Annotated in this window: 22 protein-coding genes and 1 pseudogene; 15 read left to right on the forward strand and 8 right to left on the reverse strand. The window is 40.6% G+C overall.

All coding sequences use genetic code 11. The annotated features are described in order from the left end of the window. The first annotated feature begins 57 nt into the window (after positions 1-57). The 7 genes from MURRU_RS16770 (at position 58) to MURRU_RS16795 (ending at position 5,339) form a co-directional block, all read left to right on the forward strand. Positions 58-387, forward strand: a complete 330-nt coding sequence (locus tag MURRU_RS16770; RefSeq protein ID WP_014034674.1) for an ArsR/SmtB family transcription factor — start codon at positions 58-60, stop codon at positions 385-387. 48 nt (positions 388-435) lie between these two features. Further along, positions 436-903, forward strand: coding sequence for a DUF6428 family protein (locus tag MURRU_RS16775; protein ID WP_014034675.1), 468 nt, complete (start codon positions 436-438; stop codon positions 901-903). Between the two features lie 299 nt (positions 904-1,202). Next, positions 1,203-1,820 carry an arsenate-mycothiol transferase ArsC gene (locus MURRU_RS16780; protein ID WP_014034676.1) on the forward strand — a complete coding sequence of 206 codons (618 nt, stop codon included), beginning with the start codon at positions 1,203-1,205 and terminating at the stop codon, positions 1,818-1,820. Beyond that, positions 1,820-2,872, forward strand: coding sequence for an ACR3 family arsenite efflux transporter (arsB, locus tag MURRU_RS16785; protein ID WP_014034677.1), 1,053 nt, complete (start codon positions 1,820-1,822; stop codon positions 2,870-2,872). Before MURRU_RS16780 ends, arsB begins: the two co-directional genes overlap by 1 nt. 78 nt (positions 2,873-2,950) lie before the next feature. Then, on the forward strand, positions 2,951-3,895 hold the full coding sequence (locus MURRU_RS16790; protein ID WP_014034678.1) for a TolB family protein: 945 nt from the start codon (positions 2,951-2,953) through the stop codon (positions 3,893-3,895). Between the two features lie 46 nt (positions 3,896-3,941). Beyond that, positions 3,942-4,067 carry a hypothetical protein gene (locus MURRU_RS18175; RefSeq protein WP_281023849.1) on the forward strand — a complete coding sequence of 42 codons (126 nt, stop codon included), beginning with the start codon at positions 3,942-3,944 and terminating at the stop codon, positions 4,065-4,067. Between the two features lie 327 nt (positions 4,068-4,394). After that, the gene (locus MURRU_RS16795) at positions 4,395-5,339 is read left to right on the forward strand and encodes a DUF4382 domain-containing protein (RefSeq protein WP_014034680.1); all 945 of its coding nucleotides are present in this window, start codon (positions 4,395-4,397) and stop codon (positions 5,337-5,339) included. Positions 5,340-5,553: 214 nt separating this feature from the next. Here MURRU_RS16795 and MURRU_RS16800 read toward each other — a convergent pair whose 3' ends face one another. Beyond that, entirely contained in the window at positions 5,554-6,744 is a 1,191-nt protein-coding gene (locus tag MURRU_RS16800; protein ID WP_014034681.1) for a TlpA family protein disulfide reductase, read from the reverse strand. Positions 6,745-6,888: 144 nt separating this feature from the next. Here MURRU_RS16800 and MURRU_RS16805 point away from each other — a divergent pair, with 144 nt between their 5' ends. From MURRU_RS16805 to MURRU_RS16815, 3 genes are all read left to right on the forward strand, one after another. Beyond that, complete coding sequence (locus MURRU_RS16805) at positions 6,889-7,272, forward strand: DoxX family protein (RefSeq protein ID WP_014034682.1); 384 nt, start codon at positions 6,889-6,891, stop codon at positions 7,270-7,272. A 147-nt stretch (positions 7,273-7,419) separates the two neighbouring features. Continuing rightward, positions 7,420-8,211: a hypothetical protein gene (locus MURRU_RS16810; protein WP_014034683.1), complete on the forward strand. Its 792-nt coding sequence runs from the start codon at positions 7,420-7,422 to the stop codon at positions 8,209-8,211. A 244-nt stretch (positions 8,212-8,455) separates the two neighbouring features. Next, entirely contained in the window at positions 8,456-8,794 is a 339-nt protein-coding gene (locus tag MURRU_RS16815) for a tRNA-binding protein (RefSeq protein WP_041801665.1), read from the forward strand. Positions 8,795-8,796: 2 nt separating this feature from the next. Here the strand turns inward: MURRU_RS16815 and MURRU_RS17720 are convergent, their stop codons facing one another. The 4 genes from MURRU_RS17720 to MURRU_RS16830 all read right to left on the reverse strand — a co-directional run bounded on the left by MURRU_RS17720 (position 8,797) and on the right by MURRU_RS16830 (position 12,448). Continuing rightward, positions 8,797-8,970: a TraR/DksA family transcriptional regulator gene (locus MURRU_RS17720; RefSeq protein ID WP_083816292.1), complete on the reverse strand. Its 174-nt coding sequence runs from the start codon at positions 8,968-8,970 to the stop codon at positions 8,797-8,799. 4 nt (positions 8,971-8,974) lie between these two features. Further along, a complete protein-coding gene (locus MURRU_RS18000) occupies positions 8,975-9,124 on the reverse strand; it encodes a hypothetical protein (RefSeq protein WP_187289867.1) in 150 nt (49 codons plus the stop codon). A 28-nt stretch (positions 9,125-9,152) separates the two neighbouring features. Next, complete coding sequence (locus MURRU_RS16825) at positions 9,153-10,649, reverse strand: SulP family inorganic anion transporter (protein ID WP_014034685.1); 1,497 nt, start codon at positions 10,647-10,649, stop codon at positions 9,153-9,155. A 326-nt stretch (positions 10,650-10,975) separates the two neighbouring features. Continuing rightward, positions 10,976-12,448, reverse strand: a complete 1,473-nt coding sequence (locus tag MURRU_RS16830; protein WP_014034686.1) for a potassium/proton antiporter — start codon at positions 12,446-12,448, stop codon at positions 10,976-10,978. Positions 12,449-12,837: 389 nt separating this feature from the next. Here MURRU_RS16830 and MURRU_RS16835 point away from each other — a divergent pair, with 389 nt between their 5' ends. Together MURRU_RS16835 and MURRU_RS16840 are read left to right on the forward strand one after the other, a co-directional pair. Next, positions 12,838-13,686 (forward strand): TolB-like translocation protein, encoded by an 849-nt coding sequence (locus MURRU_RS16835; RefSeq protein WP_014034687.1) that lies wholly within the window; start codon positions 12,838-12,840, stop codon positions 13,684-13,686. Positions 13,687-14,362: 676 nt separating this feature from the next. Beyond that, positions 14,363-15,007, forward strand: coding sequence for a response regulator transcription factor (locus tag MURRU_RS16840; protein ID WP_014034688.1), 645 nt, complete (start codon positions 14,363-14,365; stop codon positions 15,005-15,007). Between the two features lie 126 nt (positions 15,008-15,133). Here MURRU_RS16840 and dnaK read toward each other — a convergent pair whose 3' ends face one another. Beyond that, positions 15,134-17,062, reverse strand: coding sequence for a molecular chaperone DnaK (gene dnaK / locus MURRU_RS16845; RefSeq protein ID WP_014034689.1), 1,929 nt, complete (start codon positions 17,060-17,062; stop codon positions 15,134-15,136). 232 nt (positions 17,063-17,294) lie between these two features. Here dnaK and MURRU_RS16850 point away from each other — a divergent pair, with 232 nt between their 5' ends. Next, complete coding sequence (locus MURRU_RS16850; RefSeq protein WP_014034690.1) at positions 17,295-18,719, forward strand: L-serine ammonia-lyase; 1,425 nt, start codon at positions 17,295-17,297, stop codon at positions 18,717-18,719. Here MURRU_RS16850 and MURRU_RS16855 read toward each other — a convergent pair. Beyond that, positions 18,716-19,195, reverse strand: a complete 480-nt coding sequence (locus MURRU_RS16855; protein ID WP_014034691.1) for a nuclear transport factor 2 family protein — start codon at positions 19,193-19,195, stop codon at positions 18,716-18,718. The genes MURRU_RS16850 and MURRU_RS16855 overlap by 4 nt on opposite strands. Positions 19,196-19,265: 70 nt before the next feature. Between MURRU_RS16855 and panB the strand changes: the two genes are divergently transcribed. Together panB and MURRU_RS16865 are read left to right on the forward strand one after the other, a co-directional pair. Further along, positions 19,266-20,084, forward strand: a complete 819-nt coding sequence (gene panB, locus MURRU_RS16860) for a 3-methyl-2-oxobutanoate hydroxymethyltransferase (protein ID WP_014034692.1) — start codon at positions 19,266-19,268, stop codon at positions 20,082-20,084. Positions 20,085-20,258: 174 nt separating this feature from the next. Further along, positions 20,259-20,984 carry an RluA family pseudouridine synthase gene (locus MURRU_RS16865; protein ID WP_014034693.1) on the forward strand — a complete coding sequence of 242 codons (726 nt, stop codon included), beginning with the start codon at positions 20,259-20,261 and terminating at the stop codon, positions 20,982-20,984. Here MURRU_RS16865 and MURRU_RS16870 read toward each other — a convergent pair. After that, a pseudogene (locus MURRU_RS16870) lies at positions 20,974-22,518 on the reverse strand (hypothetical protein). The gene MURRU_RS16865 and the pseudogene MURRU_RS16870 overlap by 11 nt on opposite strands. Positions 22,519-22,535: the final 17 nt, after the last annotated feature.

Consider the following 22,535-nt stretch of genomic DNA (forward strand, 5'->3'; position numbering starts at 1 on the left):
TTTTTTTTTGGCTCGTCAGTTATTAATCGTAATATTGCAATGAATAAATATTAAAAAGTGGGATTAACCAAGACTGAAATATTCACCGATAAGCAGAACCAGATTGCACTGTACGCCAAAGCTTTTGGTCACCCTGCCCGTGTCGCCATATTGCAGTACTTGTTTAAACTGAACGCCTGTGTTTGTGGGGATTTAGTGGATGAAATCGGTTTGGCCCAGCCTACCATTTCACAACATTTAAAAGAACTTAAACATTTGGGCTTGATTAAAGGCAACGTTGAAGGTACTAGCGTTTGTTATTGTATTGACGCTGAAAATTGGAAAAAGATGAAATCGGTAATGTTCGATTTCTTGGACCAAGACCTCACCTCAAAAGAGTGTTGTTAAAAAAATTTGAATCTATTAATCGCAATATTACAATAAATATATATAATCATGAAGTTAGAAGAAGTAAAATCAGCCTTGCAACAATTGAATACCATCGCCTTTCAATTACCTAACGGCGAATTGGTCCCCAATCATTTTCATGTTACCGAGGTGGGTAAAATAACAAAACATTTTATCGATTGTGGCGGAACTGTCCGTAACGAAGAAGTTGTCAATTTTCAACTTTGGAACGCGAATGATTATGACCATAGGTTACATCCTGAAAAATTGGTCCATATTATTGAACTATCCCAAAAAACTTTGGATATTGGAAATTTAGAGGTGGAAGTGGAGTACCAAGGGCAAACCATAGAGAAGTTTTCTCTTGATTTTGACGGTACCAACTTTTTGTTGACCACCAAGCAAACCGATTGCTTGGCTAAGGACAAATGTGGTGTGCCCGACGAAAAGCCCAAAGCAAAATTGTCCGAATTACAAAGTTCTGAATGCTGCACCCTGGGTAGCGGATGCTGCTAATCCCACTAAAACACTCTGGACTTGAGGTTCATAGGTTTAGAAAGACAATGAAATTGCCGTGGTTATTAGGTTTTTGCCTGCTTGCCGCAAGCGGGAGTTATTCAGCAAGCACAGATTAACCCAGTCACCTAATAACTTAATAACTCATAGGATGCACAAAATAAACCATGTATTTGAAATCCATAGTTTAAAGAAAAGAATAAAATTCTTTGTCCATCCAGTATCAAGTCCTCCCTTAATCCCTCCCTTTGGGGGGGCTGGAGAGGGGGCATCTATAAATTTATAGTAACCAAAGTAATATGGCACTTTTTAAAGTATTGACCGATTTTGTCTTAGCGTTGGACATACAATCCATTGCAACGGAAAGAAAACAAACCTTATCATCCCTTGTAGATTATATTCAGCAAAAGGTAGATGATGGAAAATCCATACGCATCAATTTTATTTGTACACACAATTCCCGACGGAGCCATTTGTCCCAAATCTGGGCACAGACCCTGGCGTATCAATTTGGAATAGAAAACGTGACCTGCTACTCTGGAGGAACCGAAGCTACCGCCCTATTTCCAATGGTGGCAGAAACCTTGACAAATACAGGGTTTGAGGTGAAAACGCTTTCCGAAGGAAACAATCCCGTGTACAGCATTAAATTTTCAGAGAACGAGCATCCCGTAATAGGTTTCTCCAAACGAATGGATGATGATTTCAACCCAAAATCAAACTTTGTAGCCATTATGACCTGTTCCCAAGCAGATGAGGGATGCCCTTTTGTTCCAGGGGCCGAAAAACGGATTCCAATCACTTACGAAGACCCTAAAGCTTTTGACAATACTTCCCATCAAGCTGAAAAATACAGCGAGAGGAGTACTCAAATCGCAGCGGAAATGTCGTATGTTTTCTCTCAAATAAAAAAATAATGGCAACCAAGAAATTAAACTTTTTAGATAGAAACCTGACCCTTTGGATTTTTGTTGCAATGGCCTTTGGTGTTGCAATAGGTTACTTTTTCCCCAACTTTCCGGATTTTGTGGATTCTTTTAGCAGCGGAACAACAAATATTCCCATTGCCATTGGGTTAATTTTAATGATGTACCCTCCATTGGCCAAGGTTAAATATGCATTGTTGCCCAAAGTATTCAAAAACACCAAAATCCTATCCATTTCGCTTATTTTGAACTGGATTGTAGGACCTATTTTAATGTTCGCTTTGGCCATTATCTTTTTAAGGGATTATCCGGAATACATGGTTGGGCTTATTTTAATTGGTTTGGCCCGTTGCATTGCCATGGTGCTGGTCTGGAACGATTTGGCCGAAGGCAGCAGCGAATATGGGGCTGGATTGGTGGCGCTCAACAGTGTTTTTCAGGTATTTGCGTATAGTTTTTATGCCTGGATTTTCATCACTGTTCTCCCTCCCTATTTCGGGTTTGAAGGAGCCATTGTCGATATTTCCATCGGTACCATTGCCGAGAGCGTGGCCATCTATCTTGGCATTCCGTTTTTAATGGGAATTTTAAGTCGACAAATTCTGGTGAAGCTAAAAGGCGAGACTTGGTATACGGAAAAGTTTATCCCTGCCATTTCCCCTATTACATTGATTGCCCTGTTGTTCACCATTGTGGTTATGTTTTCGTTGAAAGGAGAACTGATCGTTGAGATACCCATGGACGTTTTGATTATAGCGGTGCCATTACTGATCTATTTTGCGTTGATGTTTATTATCGGTTTTTTCACCACCAAAGCTATGGGAGCCGAATACGACAAAACAGCCTCGGTCGCCTTCACGGCTGCAGGTAACAATTTTGAATTGGCCATTGCCGTTGCTATTGCCGTATTTGGATTGAATTCAGGACAGGCCTTTGCTGGAGTAATCGGTCCATTGGTAGAGGTACCTGCACTCATTTTATTGGTAAAGGTTTCATTCTGGTTGAAAAAGAAATACTACGGCAGCGCTAAAGTCAAGGCTTAAAGTCAAATCATCATTTTAAAAATGCGAAGAGTTTAGTAAATTCAACCCTGTAAAAATTTCAAACAAACTAATTTTATCATGGGTAAAGGAGTTACTATTCTTGGAGTCCTGGCATTACTGCTGTCCTGTAATTCAAAAAAGGACACTTCCCAACACGAATTGGGGCTGGTTTACAATGTTTTAAGGGATGTTGATATTGATAATTACGAGGTTTACTCGATGAATCTTGATGGTTCCAACAAAAAAAACATCACAGACCTTTATAATGTGGAGTGGACCTATTATTCTTACGAGGACACTTTGTATTTTATTTCTGATAGAGGTTCCTGCAAGCGTTGCTACTTTTTGTACAAGAGCAATTTTAAAGGAGAAAATCCAAAGAAAGTTAGCGATTTGGAATTGGCCGATAGCTGGATGAGCTCTAGAAAAGATGGAGATGAACTTATTGTAAAGCCAAAACTGATTACCGAATCCACGTTTTATATTCTTGACAGAAATGGGAAAATCATCAATCGATTGGATACCGGACTACCTTTTGCCGCAGACCCGTTGTTCGTTAATGATGGAAAACAAATAGTGTTCAGGGGCGGCAAAACTGTAGGTAAACATATTAATGGGTTTGAAGAGGAACTTTATATTATGGATGAAGATGGGCAAAACCGTAAACAATTGACCCATTACCCCGAAAAGGATACCACCGCCGGGAAATTTGGTTACAGGGCGGGAGCACCTAAATTACACCCAACGGAAAACTTCGTTTCTTATCAAAGCAAACAGAACGGAAAGTACAGTTTATATGCCGTTAGCTTGGATGGTAGCAAAACATGGAAATTGACAGAAAATAGCGAGAACGAAGGATGGCATGATTGGAGCCCAGATGGCAAATGGTTGGCTATAGAACTTTTCGACGATGGACAACAATTTCATATTGGTTTGATGAATTGGGAAACAAAGGAAATGGAAATTTTGACCGATACTACCTTTCAATATCAACAGGCTCCACATTTTATATATAAAAACTGATTGTCCGCAATCAATCATATAGAACTCGTCTTGAGTTTTCAGATTCATGCGAAAATCCCAGATTTTGGGTCCAGATGAAGGCTTTTTCGAGGTGCATAGCGGAGCTACGGACCGAGAAAAAGACAAAATATGGGCGCAAAAGAGGTATTTGCAGCGAATTATGGAAACTTAAGACGAGTTCATAAACAAAAAATGTCAGGTCGAGCGCAGTCGAGACCTCATTTTTAAGACGTTGGATCCAATAACTTCTCGACTTAAGTTTATCTTGAGCGGAGTCGAAAGGCTCGAAGTGACAGTGTACCATGATTGATTGCGGATATTAAATATAAAAATTAATTTTTGTAGGAAAAATACCTCTTTTTAAGCATCTAAAGTGCATTTCGTCGATAAAATTGACATTTTTTATTAAAAAAGTAGGGTTTTTTAAATTTTGATTGTTTAACACATATAAAATCAGAACAGGGATAGTTATGCCCTGAAAAATTTAAAACCCCATACTATGAGAACAAAGTTAATTTTTAGTTTACTAACGACGCTGGCCCTAATTATAATGGGCTGCTCAGATGGTGAAGGTGAAGGATCAGGAAATGCTGAAGATACAGGTACATTATCAGTACAATTAACAGATGCTCCTTTTCCTTACGAACTGATGGCCGAGGCCAATGTAACAGTTTTTAAAGTTGAAGCTCGCCTAGTAGACGACGATGAAGATGATTCCGGAGATGATTCAGACGACAGCTCCGATGAAGGCTCCCCTTTCATAACATTAATGGAAGAAGAGATTGAAGTAAACCTATTGGAACTTACCAACGGATTAACACAACAATTGGCAGAGATAGATGTTCCTGCCGGATCCTACGATCTTATTCGTGTTTATGTTAAAGGAGTGAATGTGGTTTTGACCGATGGAACAGTTTTCGATTTACAAGTTCCGAGCGGCGGTGCCTCTGGAATAAAGGTTTTTGTTGACCCAGCTATCACGGTTGCCGGTGGTCTTTCTTCCGATTTGTTATTGGATTTTGATGTAAGTCAATCTTTTGTTGCCAAAGGAGACATTAGCACGCCAGCAGGAATCAATGGATTTAATTTTACCCCAGTGATCAAAGCAAGTAACCTATCTACTTCGGGTACACTTTCTGGTAATGTAAGTACCGTTGAAGAAGAAGCGTCAGTTGCCTTGGAAGGTGCCCAAATCTCTGTAATTGCGGCAGACACTTTGAATACGACTTCCTTTTCCGATGTAGATGGCAACTATGCCATTCTTGGACTTGAGGCCGGTATGTACAAAGTAGTGGCAGAACTCGATGGCTATCTGGCAAGTGATACTCTTGATGTACAAGTCGATGCTGCCAACATTACAACTCAAGATTTTGTACTGGAAGTGGATCCTGAAGCCACCGAAGGTGAAAATACTGATGATGGTTCTACCGATGGTGGGAACTAATAAATTCTAGATATAATTATAGAAGAGCCCCGATAATTATCGGGGTTTTTCATTTTAACGTAAACTACCTCGGGATAAGCCCACGAGGCACTTGCCTACCGGCAGACAGATTGGCAGGAAAACATATTTTGATTTCGAGGCAAGCCTCGGAGCATTTATCCCGATACCTATCGGGACGATTATCGAGTAAAAAATCAATCTAAAGATTGATAGTTTAATTCTTCTCCATATAATCATCCACAAAATCAATCAAATCCTGCCCATGAAGGTTTTTTGCCAGTACCCTGCCCTCCTTATCCAGTAGAAAATTAGCTGGAATCGTTTTTAAACGCAATGCATCCATAAAAGGATTTTGATCGCCCTCCAAATGAGAAGCATGCAGCCATCGATGGGCTCCATCTTTTTCAATGGCATTATTCCAAGCTTTTTCGCTGCTTTCCAAAGCATAAGCAACAATCTGAAAATTTTGGGGGTTATATCTTTCCCAAAGGGGCACCAAGATGTCTCGGTTCTCCACTCTGCATGGAGCGCACCAAGACGCCCAAATATCCAACAGGATTAATTTTTTACCATTGATTACTTCTTGCAATGAGACATCTTCCCCATTCTTCATCGGGAATTGTAACTCAGTAATTGTGTCTCCGATCAAAATGGGAAGTGCTCCCTTATCGGCCACGGAAACAAGTTCCTTTACCCAATCATGTTCAAGGAATATGGCATTCCATTTTTGGGCCTGAGCGTAAATAAGTTCAGCAATGCGTTCATAATCCCCTTCGGGACTTGCCCACCTCAAGGCCATCAAAGCCGGTAATAATTCTACTGTGGAATCCGAAAAATGAATTAATTTTTCTTGATAAGAACGGAGGTTTTCTTCGCGCTCCAATAAATTGTCATCAACATTATGTTCACTTGCTTGTCCTTTTAAATACTTTTTAAAAGCGGCCATTCGCTCGTCCCTTAATTGCAGCATGGCTTTATTTGCTTGGGACGGCTGTTCCAAGGAAAAAGAACTTTGAAAACTAGCGATAGCTGCATCTATTTTAATTTTAGCATTGGGTTCATAAACCAATGGGAAATAATTATCTGTTTCAGGGTTTTGGTTGATTAACCTATTGGGAAACTTTTCATTCTTTCTTTGGACCACGACTTTCAGCAATACTGGTTCTTGAAATCCCGGCGAATTCACAAATTGAAATTGACCATTGCCATTTACTTTGGCAGAATCCAAGATTTTAGCTCTAAAGCTTTGGGCAACCTCATTAAATTTTTCAGGCTGCACCAAATATACCATCGGCTTCCAATCGGTTCCATCCGACATGTTTAGCGTACCTGTCAACCATGCTTCTTGCGAGCAGGATATCAAAAAAAATATGAGCAATATTGAGGCTCTGAACAAATATTTCATACCGATAAAATTAACTTTTTAAAAGATAGTATTTCTAATTTCCTGCCTTTAAAAATTGCCCTTGTCTCTTTATACTTCTTGCATAAAGGTTATTTAAGCGATAAAACAACGACCAATTCATCAAACAAACTATTCAGTAACATTATGACAGCTAAGTCCATAGCAACTACAATTTTGAGAATTATCCCAGCAGTTATCTTATTGCAGACCTTATTTTATAAGTTTTCCGCAGCCCCGGAATCCGTTTATATTTTTGAAACATTGGGGCTAGAGCCTTGGGGACGAATAGGCTTGGGCGTATTGGAGCTGATAACGGCCATTCTTATCCTTGTTCCTAAAACTACATGGCTGGGCGCGCTGTTGGGTATTGGCATTATGGGCGGTGCCATTTTTTCGCATTTTGCTATATTAGGAGTGGTCGTCCAGAACGATGGAGGCACATTGTTCCTTCTTGCATGGATCACCTTTGTTTGCTGTGTGGTTTTGGTTTGGATTTCCCGCCATCAAAATCCATTGTTGAAAAAATAAACCTCAAAACGACCGTAATTGAAAAATATACAATCTGGTTTATAAAATGTTAATTGGTTTTTCTTATTTGGAACAGAAGAAACTCTGGGCATATATTTATAAGCATAAATATATTTTAAACCGTAATCATCTTCATAGGAATAACTAATGAAATCAAGAGTTTTGATACCAAACACTGGAACAGATAATACTGTAATTCAACGATTAATGGATTATCTGTTTCAAAACTCTATCCCCAAAGAAAATTTTATAGGAGCACACGAAAAACTTATAGAGCAGTATAAAGTTATGGCCAAAATAGCTGAAATACCTCTTGTACTTTTAAATTATTGGAAAGTATTTGGCTGCAATAATGGTGGACTTTTTAATGAAAAATTAATAGACACAAACTTAGAACATATCCTTGACCTCTATCAAGAAGGGTTAAAGTGGGGGTATGATCTAGAAAAATTTCCTGTCTTTGCGTTTTATTTAATTGGAGGTGAAATCTCTTTGGATATCAAAAAAAATGCGGACAATCCCCCAGTACTGTCAACAGACCAAGGTGAGGTTTTTGAAATAATCTCTAGTTCTCTTGAACTCTATCTGATGCGTTCCGCAATAAAATATGTTGAAAAAAGAAAGCGAAAATATGGAATTTGGTTTTCCAACTCCTGTAATTCTGCCAAAAAGCATCTCCCATATAGAGAAGGAAAGCAATCTGCTAGTGATGAAATAAATCGTTTGGCCAATAATTTAGCTTTGAAGAAAGTATGGGTCAGTGATCCCTATTGTCAAATATTTATGGACAATAATATTTGCCTTTTCAGCCTTATTGAAGAAGAAAACAGAATCATGATCTATTTATTTTCAGACATTGAATTAGATGATAGCACACTTCACAATATTGAGGTAACATTTGGTGCTACTAAAGGAACAACTCATATATTAGGAACATAAAAAACTACTAATGTAAATCCTCAACTAAATGTAGGTGAACTTGTTTTAGGTTTTTGTTACCTGTAATCAGAACGATGGGGGGCACTTTGTTCCTTCTTGCATGGATTACCTTTGTTTGCTGTGTGGTTTTGGTTTGGCTGCACCGTTCCCGTATTCCTATTAATAAAAATTATTCTGATTTATAATACCCTTGGCCCTGTCGTTTTTACCTTTGGGATAAAATTATTCGGAAGTGAACAAAAAAATGCCCAACGAATTATCCTGGAGCGACTTTACAAAGGTAGAGATGCGAATAGGAACCATTATTGAAGCTGAAATTTTTCAGGAAGCGAGAAACCCTGCCTATAAAATGATCATCGATTTTGGAGCCATCGGCAAAAGAAAAACCTCTGCGCAGGTTACAAAACTATACACCCCTGACGCACTTTTAGGAAAACAAGTGGTGGCTGTGGTCAATTTTCCCCCTAAACAAATTGCCAACATAATGAGCGAGTGTCTTGTTTTAGGTGGTGTTGTCGGGAATGGGGAGGTAACGCTGATCCAACCGGAAAGGGAAGTGAAAAATGGAACAAAAATCGGGTAAGCCTATATAGCACACTTTACGCAGAGTACACTCTCAGGGCGAATCATAAGACGGCCATCGGGAATGGGCTGCTTACATTTACGGCAAATGCCAAAATCTGGCTCTTTGACCTTGTCGAGTACCAATTTCAGTTTTCTTTGACGAAGTTCGGCCTCCCGAAGAGCTGCATCGTTCACACTTTTATTGTTTTATGGCATCCATCCGCGACACACGCCCAATGGCATCATTGGGTGCAATCGGGTTGGTCATATCTTTGTACATGGAAATGGTTCGCTCCAACCTTTCAAGCTCCTTTTTTACGGTCGCTTTAAATTTCTCCTTATCTTCCAAACCAGCAAAAAAATGGCACGTTCACGGGTTATTCCAAGACATTGACATTGATCATCTTGTCCGCTTTGATCAACAGCTTGTGGCTCGCGCTCGATAGATTGGTAATATATACCTTTTTGTCCACTTTGTGGTACCGTTCGGTAAGCTTGTTCACCGCCTCGATTGCGGACATATCCACGATACGGCTTTCCCTAAAGTCGATGATGATTTCCTTGGGGTCGTTGAGCACATCGAACTTTTCATTGAACATTTTTATGGAACCAAAGAACAAGGGGCCATAAATTTCGTAATGCTTGATGCCCTTTTCGTCGATTCGCTTTCTGGCACGGATACGTTTGGCGTTGCCCCAGGCATAGACCAAGGCAGATATAACGACTCCGATTAAAACAGCAAGTGCCAAGTTGTGCAAAAATACCGTTACAAGTATCACGATGACCATGACGATGATATCCGATTTGGGGTATTTATCGAGCACTTTTAAGCTTACCCACTCAAAAGTTCCGATGGCCACCATGATCATTAGCCCGGTCAAGGCCGCCATGGGCAATTTTTCGATCAAGGGTGCGCCAAACATGATAAAGATAAGCAGGGCCACAGAGGCTATAATTCCAGATAGTCGAGCACGTGCCCCATTGGATATGTTGATCAAACTTTGTCCCAACATGGCACATCCGCCCATTCCTGAGAACAGACCAGAAGCAATATTGGCAAGGCCCTGGGCGGCAGCCTCTTTGTTGGTGCGTCCCCTGGTCTCGGTAATCTCGTCGATAAGTTCCAAGGTTAGCAAACTTTCTATCAAACCAACACCGGCCACAATGGCCGCATAGGGGAAAATAAGCGTCAAAGTTTCCAGTGTAAAGGGAATGTCGGGGATATGGAACGGGGGAAACCCACCTTTAATGGATGCAATGTCCCCAACCGTCTTGGTGTCTATCCCAAAAACGACCACAATACCAAAAACCACCAAAATAGCGGCTAAGGATGCCGGGAATGCCTTCGTGATCTTGGGCAGTCCCCAGATAATCAGCATGGTCAATACCACAAGTCCCAAAATAATGTACAGTGCATTGCCAGTGAGCCAATTACCGGAGGGATCCTTGAACTGATCCAATTGAGACATGAAAATGATGATGGCAAGACCATTTACGAAGCCATATACCACAGGTAATGGTACCAATCGCATTAACGTACCCAATCTCAAAGCTCCTGCAAGAGCCTGTATAATACCTGCCAATACCACGGTGGCAAACACATATTCTACTCCGTGGCTATTTGCCAAAGTTACAATCACTACTGCAACGGCTCCTGTTGCCCCAGAGATCATCCCGGGCCTACCACCAAAAACAGAGGTCACCAGACCCATAACAAAGGCGGCGTACAGCCCGACCAATGGAGACAAGCCCGCGATTAAGGCGAAGGCTACAGCTTCGGGAACCAATGCTATGGCAACGGTAAGCCCTGAAAGCACCTCGGTCTTATAGTTTACTTTCTGTGAGAAATCAAATAGTTTTAAATATTGTTTCATAATGATCGTGGATGATGGTCAAGACCAAACGGTCAAAACCGTATGTAATATGGTTAAAAATATTAAACTGAAATGCTTTGGACGATAATGTCCAATAAGGGAGAAGCTTTAGGGCGGAGTCGCCACTGGCAATACAAAATGATATGTAACTGAGGGCTTACTCATTTTTTGAAGCTGCAAATTTAATACAATTAATAAATCTTCAAAATAAAAATGACAAATGCTTTGCGGTGTAAAAACCTTGCCAGCCAAATCCCCGAATAGGAAAAGGTGCGAATGAGTTCTATCCTTGATGCTATCATTTTTTATTCCTCGGTACCATCCAGCTATTCAGCTCTGGACAGTGAGAGTGAAGCATACACTTTCTCCAAAATTTCTGGTTTGTCCGTAAGCACCACCAATTTATCATTTGCCTTTATCACCGTTAACCCATTTGGGGTAATGTAATTGCCATCACGTTCTATCATGGCAATGATCGCTTTTTTGGGAAAGTTCAAGTTTACGATTTTCTCCCCAGTAGCCGGGCAAGATTCACCAATCATAATTTCTTTCATAATTGCTTTGGGATGCTCGGACAATAGTTCGTCTGTTGGTGAAAGGGGCTTGGCACTTTCTGGAAGCCCAACATGCAACCATTTTGCAACAATGGACAACGTACTACCCTGAATAAGTACTGAGGTCAAGGAGACAAAAAAGACAATATTGAATATAATGTTGGCCTTTTCAATTCCTGCCAAAAGTGGGTAGGTAGCAAATACAATGGGTACTGCTCCACGCAAACCTACCCAGGAAATGTAGAATCTTCGTCTCAACTTCATCTTAAAAGGAGACAGAGAGATAAAAACCGCCAACGGCCGGGCGACAAAAATCAGGAACAAAGAAATTAACAAACCTATTCCCATATAAGGAACAATTTGAGTGGGAAATACCAACAATCCCAATGTTAGGAACAGTACAATTTGCATTAACCAAGCCAAGCCATCAAACATTCGCATAATGGTTTTCTTGTGAATCAAATTTTGGTTGCCCAAGTAAACTGAACATATATATATGGCCAAAAAACCGTTGCCTCCTATAAAATCCGTTGCAGAAAAAGTAATGAACATTAGGGCTATGGTAAGCACGGGGTAAAGTCCCTCAAAATCCAACCTAATCTTATTTATTATAATTTTACTGAGTTTTCCAAATAGGAATCCTGCCGCTCCACCCAGTATCATTTGAAGGAAAAACATGGGCAAAACGGATGCAATATTTTTCTCGGGGAACTGCACAAGAGTCAAAAAAGCAATGGTAAGTACATAGGCCATGGGGTCGTTACTTCCACTCTCAAGTTCCAGAGTGGGCCTTAAGTTCTTTTTTAAAGCCAGATTCTTACCTCTTAAAATGGAAAAAACCGCTGCAGCATCGGTAGATGATACAATGGCACCCAACAACAAACTTTCATAAAGGCCAAAGTCGGTAATCAAATAAACAAAGTACCCCAGTCCCACCGCCGTGAGCAATACACCTACGGTTGAAAGTACAATTCCTTCCCGAAGTACGGGTTTTACCGATTGCCAGTTTGTGTCCAGCCCTCCGGAGAAAAGAATAAAGTTTAGGGAGACCACACCGATGAACTGCGCGATTCTTGGGTTGTCAAAATAAATACCACCAATACCGTCCGATCCCGCAAGCATCCCAATGGTCAAAAACAACAAAAGGGTGGGCACACCAAAACGATAGCTCGTTTTACCAGCCAAAATACTGATCAGCAGGAGTACAGAACCAATTAAGATGATATTTTCAATGGTAATATTCAAAGGATGGTCTATCTAGGTTTGAGGTTACTTTAAAGAAGTTAATGAAATAGCTTCCTAATAATAGAAGATATTTATCAAAAAAAGCGAAGTTAATTCAATTTGTATGATTTAAAGTCCAAAAAATGTCGTGGGCACCATGAAAAATAAATATATAATCCTTTAATGTTGATAAAATTGACCAAGGTTTCTACAATCAAGATCAGTCCGTTAAAACACACAAAAGACCGTTTAAACGCATTTTTGATACTCCAAACATGTTAAATTCCGAAAAAATATTCGTTGAAATACACTTTTTAGTCGTTAAAAGTGAAAACCTATGAAAAATTGATAAGTATTCGCTCCGATTGTTTTTGATCTTTGTAATGTATTAACCCCCAAATCTATACATCATGACACGATCTATTATTTACAGTCTACTTGTTTCAGGAACTATGCTAGTCAGTCAAACTACTTTTGCACAGGCCAATGAAAAAATAATCAATGACACTATGAACGGTAGTGTTTCCACTATTGATGGATACGTACCAAATATGTCCATTACCGAAGATGGGAAAACGGCATACTTTAGTAAGGGCACCTATGAAAAGCCCCTTTATGGTGTATTCTCCAAAAAAGAATTGGTGTACCACGTTTACCGTGCTGAAAATATAAACGGCGAATGGACCAATGTTACCCAATTGGATGTATGTCCAAGATACTATTCGGCCAAACACCCTACAGTTACTTCTGATGGATCTCGTTTGTTCTTTGCGTCCAACATGAAAGGCACTTTTGGCAAATACGATATTTATGTAGCTGATATCGCTGCAGATGGAAGCCTTGGTGTATCTAAAAATCTTGGACCAAAGGTAAACACCAAAGAAGACGAGCTTTACCCTAGCATATACAACGAAACCCTATTGTTCTTTGCCTCAGAAGGTAGAGATGGTTACGGTGGATTGGACCTTTATGCTTCACAGGTTGTTAATAACACACTTACCACATCTGTAAACTTAGGTGGACACATCAATAGCAATAGCGATGAGTATGCCATTCAATTGAGCCCAGAGAAAAAATTAGGATTTGTAGTATCCAACAGAGGATTCAATAACACCATTTCACAATATACTGTTGCTTATGGACGTTCAAAGAATCAGGATCAGTACAACGATGTTGCTAAGAACGATGAGGAACTAGAGACTGTTATGAACAATGAAGCCTATGAATATGTAGGTACCTCATTCCAAGACGAAGAATAAACTACTTATTGAATCGGTCAATAAACCTGAAAAGTGTCTTATGATGTTGTTTCATAGCCGAACTTAGAAACACTCATGGCAATGATAAGAAAGACAGGGGGAAACTGACAGACTATCATTAGAAAGCGGGTTGTATTATTTCAATCTGACCGATTTACACCAAGAATAGGATGCCGATGGGACGGCATCCTATTTTTTTATGCAAATAACTGAAATACAGCCACCTACAATTTAAAGGATTGCTCCTGCCCTCCTCTATTTCAAGCAAATCGAATTTTCCAGAAGTGCATTTGAACGAAAACAACTACAAAAATTGCCCTCAATTGTTAAAAAATTCTAATTTAACTCTTGAAATAATACAATCCCAAATCTATTATGTCATGAACAAAAACTACAACATTCGAAAAAAAGGCGTCCCAAAACCTCTTTTCACCTTACTTTTTTGATGAGGCAACACCTCAACTAAACAGAAATTTTAGCGCTTAATCCCTTTAGGGATTACACCCATTTTTGAAGTAAACTTAAATGGAACTGTGATTGTTTTTGCTCCAAGGGCAAAGCGATGGTTTTTCATTTGTTTATCCCAACTTCAATAATGTGAAGCAGGACATTATGTCCTAAAACTTAACCTACAATACATTATGTAAGAGTATTAATCCCCCAAATCTTTCTTATCATGAAAACAAATTCATTAAAAATTGCCATTATCGACAATGATGATGCTATCGGCGGCATTTACAATCAGTATTTTGAGGAAAATGAAGCATACGAACTTCTTGGCACTTACAGCTCCGTTCAAGACTTGCTTTCCAATTTTGGGCGTTCCCATCCGGATATTATTATCTGCGAAGCCATGCTCAACGGAATTTCGGGCATTGACGGTCTGGAATATTTTTACCGCAAGAACAAAAACCTGAAGGTATTGATGATGAGCCAAAAAAATGATTTCAAACTCATAAAAGAAGCCTTTAAAAAAGGGGCTAGCGGCTACCTCATTAAACCAATCACCAAGGATAGATTGTTCAATGCATTGGACGCGCTTAACCAACACGGGGTTGCTTTGGAACTGGACGTGGCTAAAAAAATCATTGATTCCTTCCAAACAAAGTCGTTCGATGTGTTCTCGAAAAAGGAAAACCAAATCATTGACCTCCTTACCCAGGGGTTTACTTATAAAATGATTGCGGACAAGCTTTTTGTAACACCCAGCGCGGTCAATTTTCACATTCAGAACATTTATGTAAAGCTCAACGTAAATTCAAAATCGGAAGCTTTACGAAAACTCAAGGAAATGGAAATGCAACAATTGAATGCGGCGTAAACCCAGTTTATTCCTCTTTTAAAACAAAAAACCCTGACGAAATCGTCAGGGTTTTTCTATTTATATGAATTAAGTAAGCTTATTTCACTTCTTCGAAGTCAATCCTTCGGCTTCGCTCAGGACAGGCTACTTGACTTCTTCGAAGTCTACGTCTTCCACGTTGTCTCCTTCAGAGGCTCCCTTTCCAGCGCTATCGCCACCGGTTGCGTCTCCTCCAGCAGCTCCTGCTCCTGCAGCGCCGCCTTGTGCTTCAGCTTGTGCTTTGTACATTTCTTCGGAAGCTACTTTCCAAGCTTCGTTGATTTTTTCCAAAGCAGGCTCAATAACTGCTAGGTCCTTGCCTTCAAAAGCTTTCTTCAGTTCTTCCAAAGCATCTTCGATCGGCTTCTTCTTGTCATCGGACAATTTATCGCCAAACTCGCTCAATTGCTTTTCAGTTTGGAAGATCATGGCATCTGCCTCGTTCAATTTATCGGCAGTTTCCTTAGCTTTTTTATCCGCATCGGCGTTAGCTTCTGCTTCAGCTTTCATCTTTTCGATTTCTTCCTCGGTCAAACCTGAAGAAGCTTCGATTCGGATGTCCTGTGACTTGCCAGTGGCCTTGTCAGTTGCTGAAACCTTGATTATACCGTTCGCATCAATATCGAAAGTCACTTCAATTTGAGGTGTTCCTCTTGGTGCTGGTGGAATACCGTCCAAGTGGAATCTACCAATGGTTTTGTTATCTGCCGCCATAGGTCTTTCCCCTTGCAACACGTGGATTTCAACCGAAGGTTGATTGTCAGCCGCAGTGGAGAACACCTGTGATTTCTTGGTTGGGATGGTGGTGTTCGCCTCTATCAATTTAGTGAACACGCTTCCCATAGTTTCGATACCCAAAGAAAGTGGGGTTACATCCAACAAGAGCACGTCTTTTACATCTCCCGTCAAAACACCACCTTGAATAGCAGCACCAATGGCCACAACTTCATCTGGGTTTACTCCTTTGGATGGTTTTTTATTGAAGAACTTCTCCACTGCTTCCTGCACCGCAGGGATACGGGTAGAACCACCTACCAAGATAATTTCGTCGATATCGCTTTTGGAAAGTCCCGCAGATTTCAATGCTTTCTCACAGGGCTCAATGGTTCTTTTTACCAAATCGGCGATCAATTGCTCAAATTTAGATCTGGACAATGTTCTTACCAAGTGTTTTGGTCCTGAAGACGTTGCTGTTACGTAAGGCAAGTTGATTTCTGTCTGTGCAGAAGAAGACAACTCAATTTTTGCCTTTTCGGCAGCTTCCCTCAAGCGCTGAAGTGCCATTGGGTCTTCACGAAGGTCCATATCTTCATCTTTCTTGAACTCTTCGGCCAACCAATCAATAATTTTTTGGTCAACATCGTCACCACCTAAATGGGTATCACCATCTGTGGCCAATACTTCAAACACACCGTCACCCAATTCAAGAATGGAAACATCGTGTGTACCTCCACCAAAGTCAAACACCACTATTTTTTGCTCGGTATCTTTTTTATCGAGTCCATATGCCAAAGAAGCGGCGGTTGGCTCGTTAATGATTCGTTCCACGGTAAGACCTGCAATTTCACCAGCTTCTTTGGTGGCCTGTCTTTGTGAATCGTTAAAATATGCTGGAACGGTAATTACCGCTCTTGTTACATCTTGCCCCAAGTAATCCTCAGCAGTTTTCTTCATTTTTTGAAGAATCATCGCTGAAAGCTCTTGAGGTGTGTACATACGTCCGTCAACATCCACTCTAGGAGTATCGTTGTCTCCCTTTACCACTTTATAAGGAACCCTTTTGGCTTCCTTGCTGGATTCTGAGTATTTGTTACCCATAAATCGCTTAATGGAATAAATCGTTTTGTGAGGGTTGGTCACGGCTTGTCTTTTTGCAGGGTCACCGACCTTGATCTCCCCTCCTTCAACAAATGCGATCATCGATGGAGTAGTACGTTTACCTTCGGCATTTGGAATTACCACAGGCTCGTTACCTTCCATAACAGAGACGCAGGAGTTGGTCGTACCTAAGTCTATACCTATAATCTTGCTCATCGTATCTAAAGTTATATCTGTTTAAAAATTCGTTTTCGTTTCGTTCAGTAAAATGTCAATGATTATGCCACGAGCAAGAATATGACAAGGTGTCAGATTGTTGTCAAAACCCTTGAATATCCCAGCATAATTACTGATGTCATAAAAATTATGGGGAAAGCAGCTTAGATATTTAAATATTCAAATTTTTATACCGTTTAGCTTCCTATATTTGACACTGTAAATTGAGTTTATGGAGTGCATAAGTTTGTTTGATATGCTTAAGATTGGTGTAGGACCTTCCAGCTCGCACACCCTTGGGCCTTGGCGTGCCGCCGAACGCTGGACAGCCGAACTTGAAGAACAAGCGGTTTTTGATGATGTTCAATCCATCAAGGCATACCTCTATGGGTCACTCTGCCTCACAGGAAAAGGTCATGCCACCGATATTGCCGTGGTGATGGGATTGTTGGGTGCTGACCCTGAAACTGTTGACATTGACAGCATTTCAGGAAGTATTGACAGGATTAAGGCTGAGAACAAACTAAATCTTGGTGGAAAAAGAGCGATTTCTTTCAGTTTTGCAAACGATATTGTGTTCAAAAAGGAGTTTTTACCATTTCATGCCAACGGTATGCGGTTTGAAGCTGAATTGGCCAATGGCGAAACCGTTGCCGAAACCTATTACTCCATTGGTGGTGGATTTGTGGTGAAAGAAGAACGCATTCACGCCAAAGAGAACAAGGAGACTTTTAAAACCTTTCCACATCCTGTAAGAACCGGTGAGGAGCTACTGCAACATTGCAACGCCCAAAACAAGTCCATCTCCACTATTGTGATGGAGAACGAGCTTTCTCTACGAACCGAATCAGAAATAAACGAAGGCATTGCCCGCATCTGGAATACGATGTTGGAAAGCATCTATGTTGGTTGCCACACCGAAGGTAAACTCCCTGGTGGATTAAATGTGAAGCGACGTGCCTTCGAGATGCATCAAAAACTTAAAGGGGATGTCCCCTACTCCAATCCACAGGAATGGTTGGAGAGTATCCGTGATACCGAAGTTAGGTTTAGGCAAATCATCAAATGGGTCAGTTGTTTCGCGCTCAGTGTAAACGAGGTCAATGCATCATTGGGGAGAGTGGTTACCGCTCCCACCAACGGAAGTGCTGGGGTTATTCCTGCCGTTTTAATGTATTATATGGTTATTGAAAACCACGATGCTAATTTTGACGACGTAAAACAATTCTTATTGGTGGCCAGTGAGGTGGGAAGCATCTTTAAAAAAGGAGCTACCATTTCAGCGGCCATGGGTGGCTGCCAAGCAGAAATTGGGGTATCCTCGGCCATGGCCGCAGCTGGATTGACAGAACTTATGGGTGGTTCTCCCGAACAAGTATTGATTGCTGCTGAAATTGCCATGGAACACCACTTAGGTTTAACCTGCGACCCTATTGGCGGACTGGTACAGGTTCCATGCATTGAAAGAAATGCCATGGGGGCCATTAAAGCCATCAACGCAGCAGAATTGGCACTGGACACCGACCCAAGTGAGGTGAAAGTACCATTGGACAAAGTGGTAAATACCATGTGGGAAACAGCAAAAGACATGAGCTCCAAATACAAAGAGACCTCCGAAGGTGGGTTGGCCGTAGGCGTATTTTTAAGTGATTGTTAATCCATACAGCCTTCCTTGCCCCTAGTATCAATCAAGTAAATAATCTTCCACTTCCCATCAAAATTGACGAGTTGGAACGAATTGATACCACAGTGACTGAACTCGCCGTTCACCCAAAATTCGTACCCCACCCAAGCATTGGCCATCGTCCTATCCACTTGAATGGAAAAAGACGTGAGTTTTTCTTCAAACCTTGTGGTTTCAGGTATGCCGACAATGGACTTTAAAAATTTTGAAAATTCTTCCGTTTTGAAAAGTGTTTTACCTTCTGGGGTTCTCCCCGTTGTCTGCAGTACAATCTCGTCCGCAACGGTACTTTTAATTATTGTTGAATCTTGCTTGTGAAAACCATCAAAAAAAGTTTCGATTACTTGTTTTACTTGGTTTTCAGCTTCTCCGTTTGATGGATTAGGTCCTTGGGCATATCCTAACGTACCCAAAGCAAACAGTACTACGCAACTTAACAGTTTTCTCATTTGATTAGTTTTTTGATTGAAGCCTAAATTAAACAAATCTGCTTACTTTTAGCCATCAAATACAATTACGATGTCTACAGCTAAAAAAGAATATAAAAGGGTAACAGTAAAATCGCTGGTGGAAATGAAAAAGCATGGGGAGAAAATTAGCATGCTCACCAGCTACGATTATTCCATGGCCAAGATTGTGGATGGAGCCAATGTAGATGCCATTCTGGTAGGTGATTCCGCCAGTAACGTAATGGCCGGCCACGAAACCACCTTGCCCATTACCCTAGACCAAATGATTTATCACGCCACTTCCGTGGTCAGGGCTGCCAAAAGAGCACTTGTAGTTGTAGATATCCCTTTTGGAAGCTACCAGAGCGATTCCAAGGAAGCCCTGCGTTCGGCAATCCGGATCATGAAAGAAAGTGGCGCCCACGCCATCAAAGTAGAGGGTGGCAGTGAAATCAAGGAATCCGTAACACGAATTCTTCAGGCAGGCATTCCCGTGATGGGACATTTGGGGCTTACCCCACAATCCATTTATAAATTTGGAACGTACACCGTACGTGCTAAAGAAGAAGAGGAAGCCGAAAAGCTAAAATCTGACGCCAAACTACTGGAAGAATTGGGCTGTTTTGCCATTGTTTTGGAGAAAATTCCAGCCAAATTGGCCAAACAAGTTGCGGAAAGTGTTTCCATTCCCATTATTGGAATTGGCGCTGGCAACCACGTGGACGGACAGGTTTTAGTAGTGCATGATATGTTGGGTATGACACATGAGTTCCATCCAAGATTTTTGAGGCGATACCTCAATCTTTATGATGAGATGAGCAATGCCATATCCCAATACGTGGATGATGTAAAAAGTCAGGATTTTCCGAATAAGGATGAATCTTATTAAATGTATAATAAAACCGTCAGTTCGAGTTTTTTCGGAAGAAAAAAGTATCGAGAACCAGGTTTGAGTTAGCATGAATTCTTTTCTCGATACAATTTTTTGAACTTGGGTTCAAAAAACCACTCGAAATGACAAATTTTTCATCAAAGTGATTTCTAAATTCAAATCCTCGCTAAAGTGAAATCCAAAAATCCAAAAATCGAAGAATCCAACAGGTCCACTCCCTCCAACCTTCAAGTGCTCTTTGAGGATAACCACCTAATTGTTATTAATAAGCGAGTTAGTGATATTGTACAGGGTGATAAAACTGGCGACGACCCCCTCAGCGAAGTGGTAAAGCAATATCTTAAAGAGAAATACAACAAACCCGGAAACGTGTATTTGGGCGTGGTGCATCGATTGGACCGCCCTACTTCGGGAATTGTGCTTTTCGCCAAAACATCCAAAGCCTTGCCCCGACTCAATAAAATGTTTGCCCAAGGGGAAACCAAAAAAATGTATTGGGCGGTTGTTAAAAATCCCCCAGTCCCAGAAAGTGGAACCTTGACCCATTGGTTGGTGCGCAACCCCAAGCAAAACAAATCCTACGCCCACACCAAAGAAGTGTCCAATAGCAAAAAAGCCGTTTTGGATTATAAAATCATAAAAAAACTGGACAGCTATTTTTTGTTGGAAATTGACTTAAAAACGGGCAGACACCATCAAATAAGGGCACAATTGGCAGCCATTGGCTGTTCCATCAAAGGAGATTTAAAATACGGTGCCGACCGTAGCAATAAAGATGGTGGCATTCATCTACATGCTAGAAGTTTGGAGATTGTGCACCCCGTAAAAAAAGAACCCGTTGCTTTTTTGGCGCTTCCACCAGAGGATCCTGTTTGGAACGCCTGTATTAGCGAGTAAGTGCTAAGGCTTTTTCTCTGATTATCTGTCCTACGGGCTTGTTCTGCAAGTGACTTTCCAACCACGAAAGGATATCCAAATACAAGAATGCCCTTTTCTCATAAGGATGGTTCTCGTATTTCTTTAACTCGTTGTACAGTTTCTGAAATTCACTCTTCAAATCGGTTGGGTAGATGTCCCCAAGGTTTCTCAAGAATTTGATCATTTCCTTTTGCACCTCGTGTAAGTCGTTCATTTTCAGCAAGAATTTGTAGGTGCTCTTAAGCTGCACTTCCAAATGATAGTCCATTCCTGCTTCGTAATGTGCCACAAGGCTCAACACCCTCGCAAAACACATCAAATCCTCGCGCATCTTTAATTTTTTGTTGGAAATTATTTTTTTGAGGTAGGCAATACAGTTCTTATTGTCCCCATTTCCAAAGTAAAGGCAAGCAATCTTGTAATAGAGCAACATAACATGATGCTCATCTATTTGCTGTCTGTGCTTTTTGATGCCATAATCAATAATGTTCACCAAATAAATGCCCTTATCAAAAGTTCCCTCTAAAAAATGAAGGTTCAATTTGTTTGTGTTGATATACAAAAAGGCCAATGAGCTTATGTTATCATTTTTGGGAAACTTAGGGTCTTGCACCTGATTCTCCAATCGCTCCAAGGTTTCCCTAAACTGCGATGCGTATTTTACAAAGAAAAGCGACTCCAACAAGTAATGATTGCCCTTTTAAAAAAACACAGGGTTCAGTGGAATCATGTGTTTGTTTTCGTAAAATAGGTCCACCCATTTACTGGCGTATTTGTAGGCTGACAAAAAGTCCTGAATCAAAAGGCTATACCACAAATGTGCCTTGTACAACCATAGTTTTTCACGGAAACCAAGTTTTTCAATTTCGTATTTGGGCAAATGTTCATCAAAATAACTTTTTACTTTTTGAAGATCCTCGTCACTTCTGACATAACCCACTTTCAACATCATTCCATACAACTGCAACGAAAGATTGGAAAGTTTGCTTGTCATTACGTTTAGTGCAGAAAGTTGCTTGGCCTCTATCGCAAGTTCATCCGCCCTATCCGGGATACTTCGGGTGATGTATTGTGTTTCAATCACCTTTTCCAGTTCCACAATTTCATAGGCAACGTTTTTCTCTTCATTCTCAATGGCGAAACTCTTTGCCTTTTCCAAAATCTTCAAGCTTTGCTTGTACAATCCCTTTTGATAAAGAATGGTGGCAAAATCCAGTTGTTCCCTAATCTGAATCCGCACATTTTGGTTCACGGGATTCAAACGTAAACTCACCAAAATTTGCTTGTACAAATGTGCCTTAAGATTGGAAAGCTGTGATTTCTTGACAATGCCACTGTCCAAAATCTGACGCTCATCGTACTTCCGCATCTTATCCAACAAATTAAAAAGAGCCAAAAATTTAGCATCCGTATTAACCCCCAATCGGCCAACATAAAGCTTAAATTGCCGTTTTTCTGATTTGGAAAGCGAATTTACCAATACAAACAAAGCGTCCTTATGGGCATTTGTCATCGTAAAAAATGTTATTT

Origin of the sequence: Allomuricauda ruestringensis DSM 13258, assembly GCF_000224085.1 — a bacterium.
Taxonomy (GTDB): domain Bacteria; phylum Bacteroidota; class Bacteroidia; order Flavobacteriales; family Flavobacteriaceae; genus Flagellimonas; species Flagellimonas ruestringensis.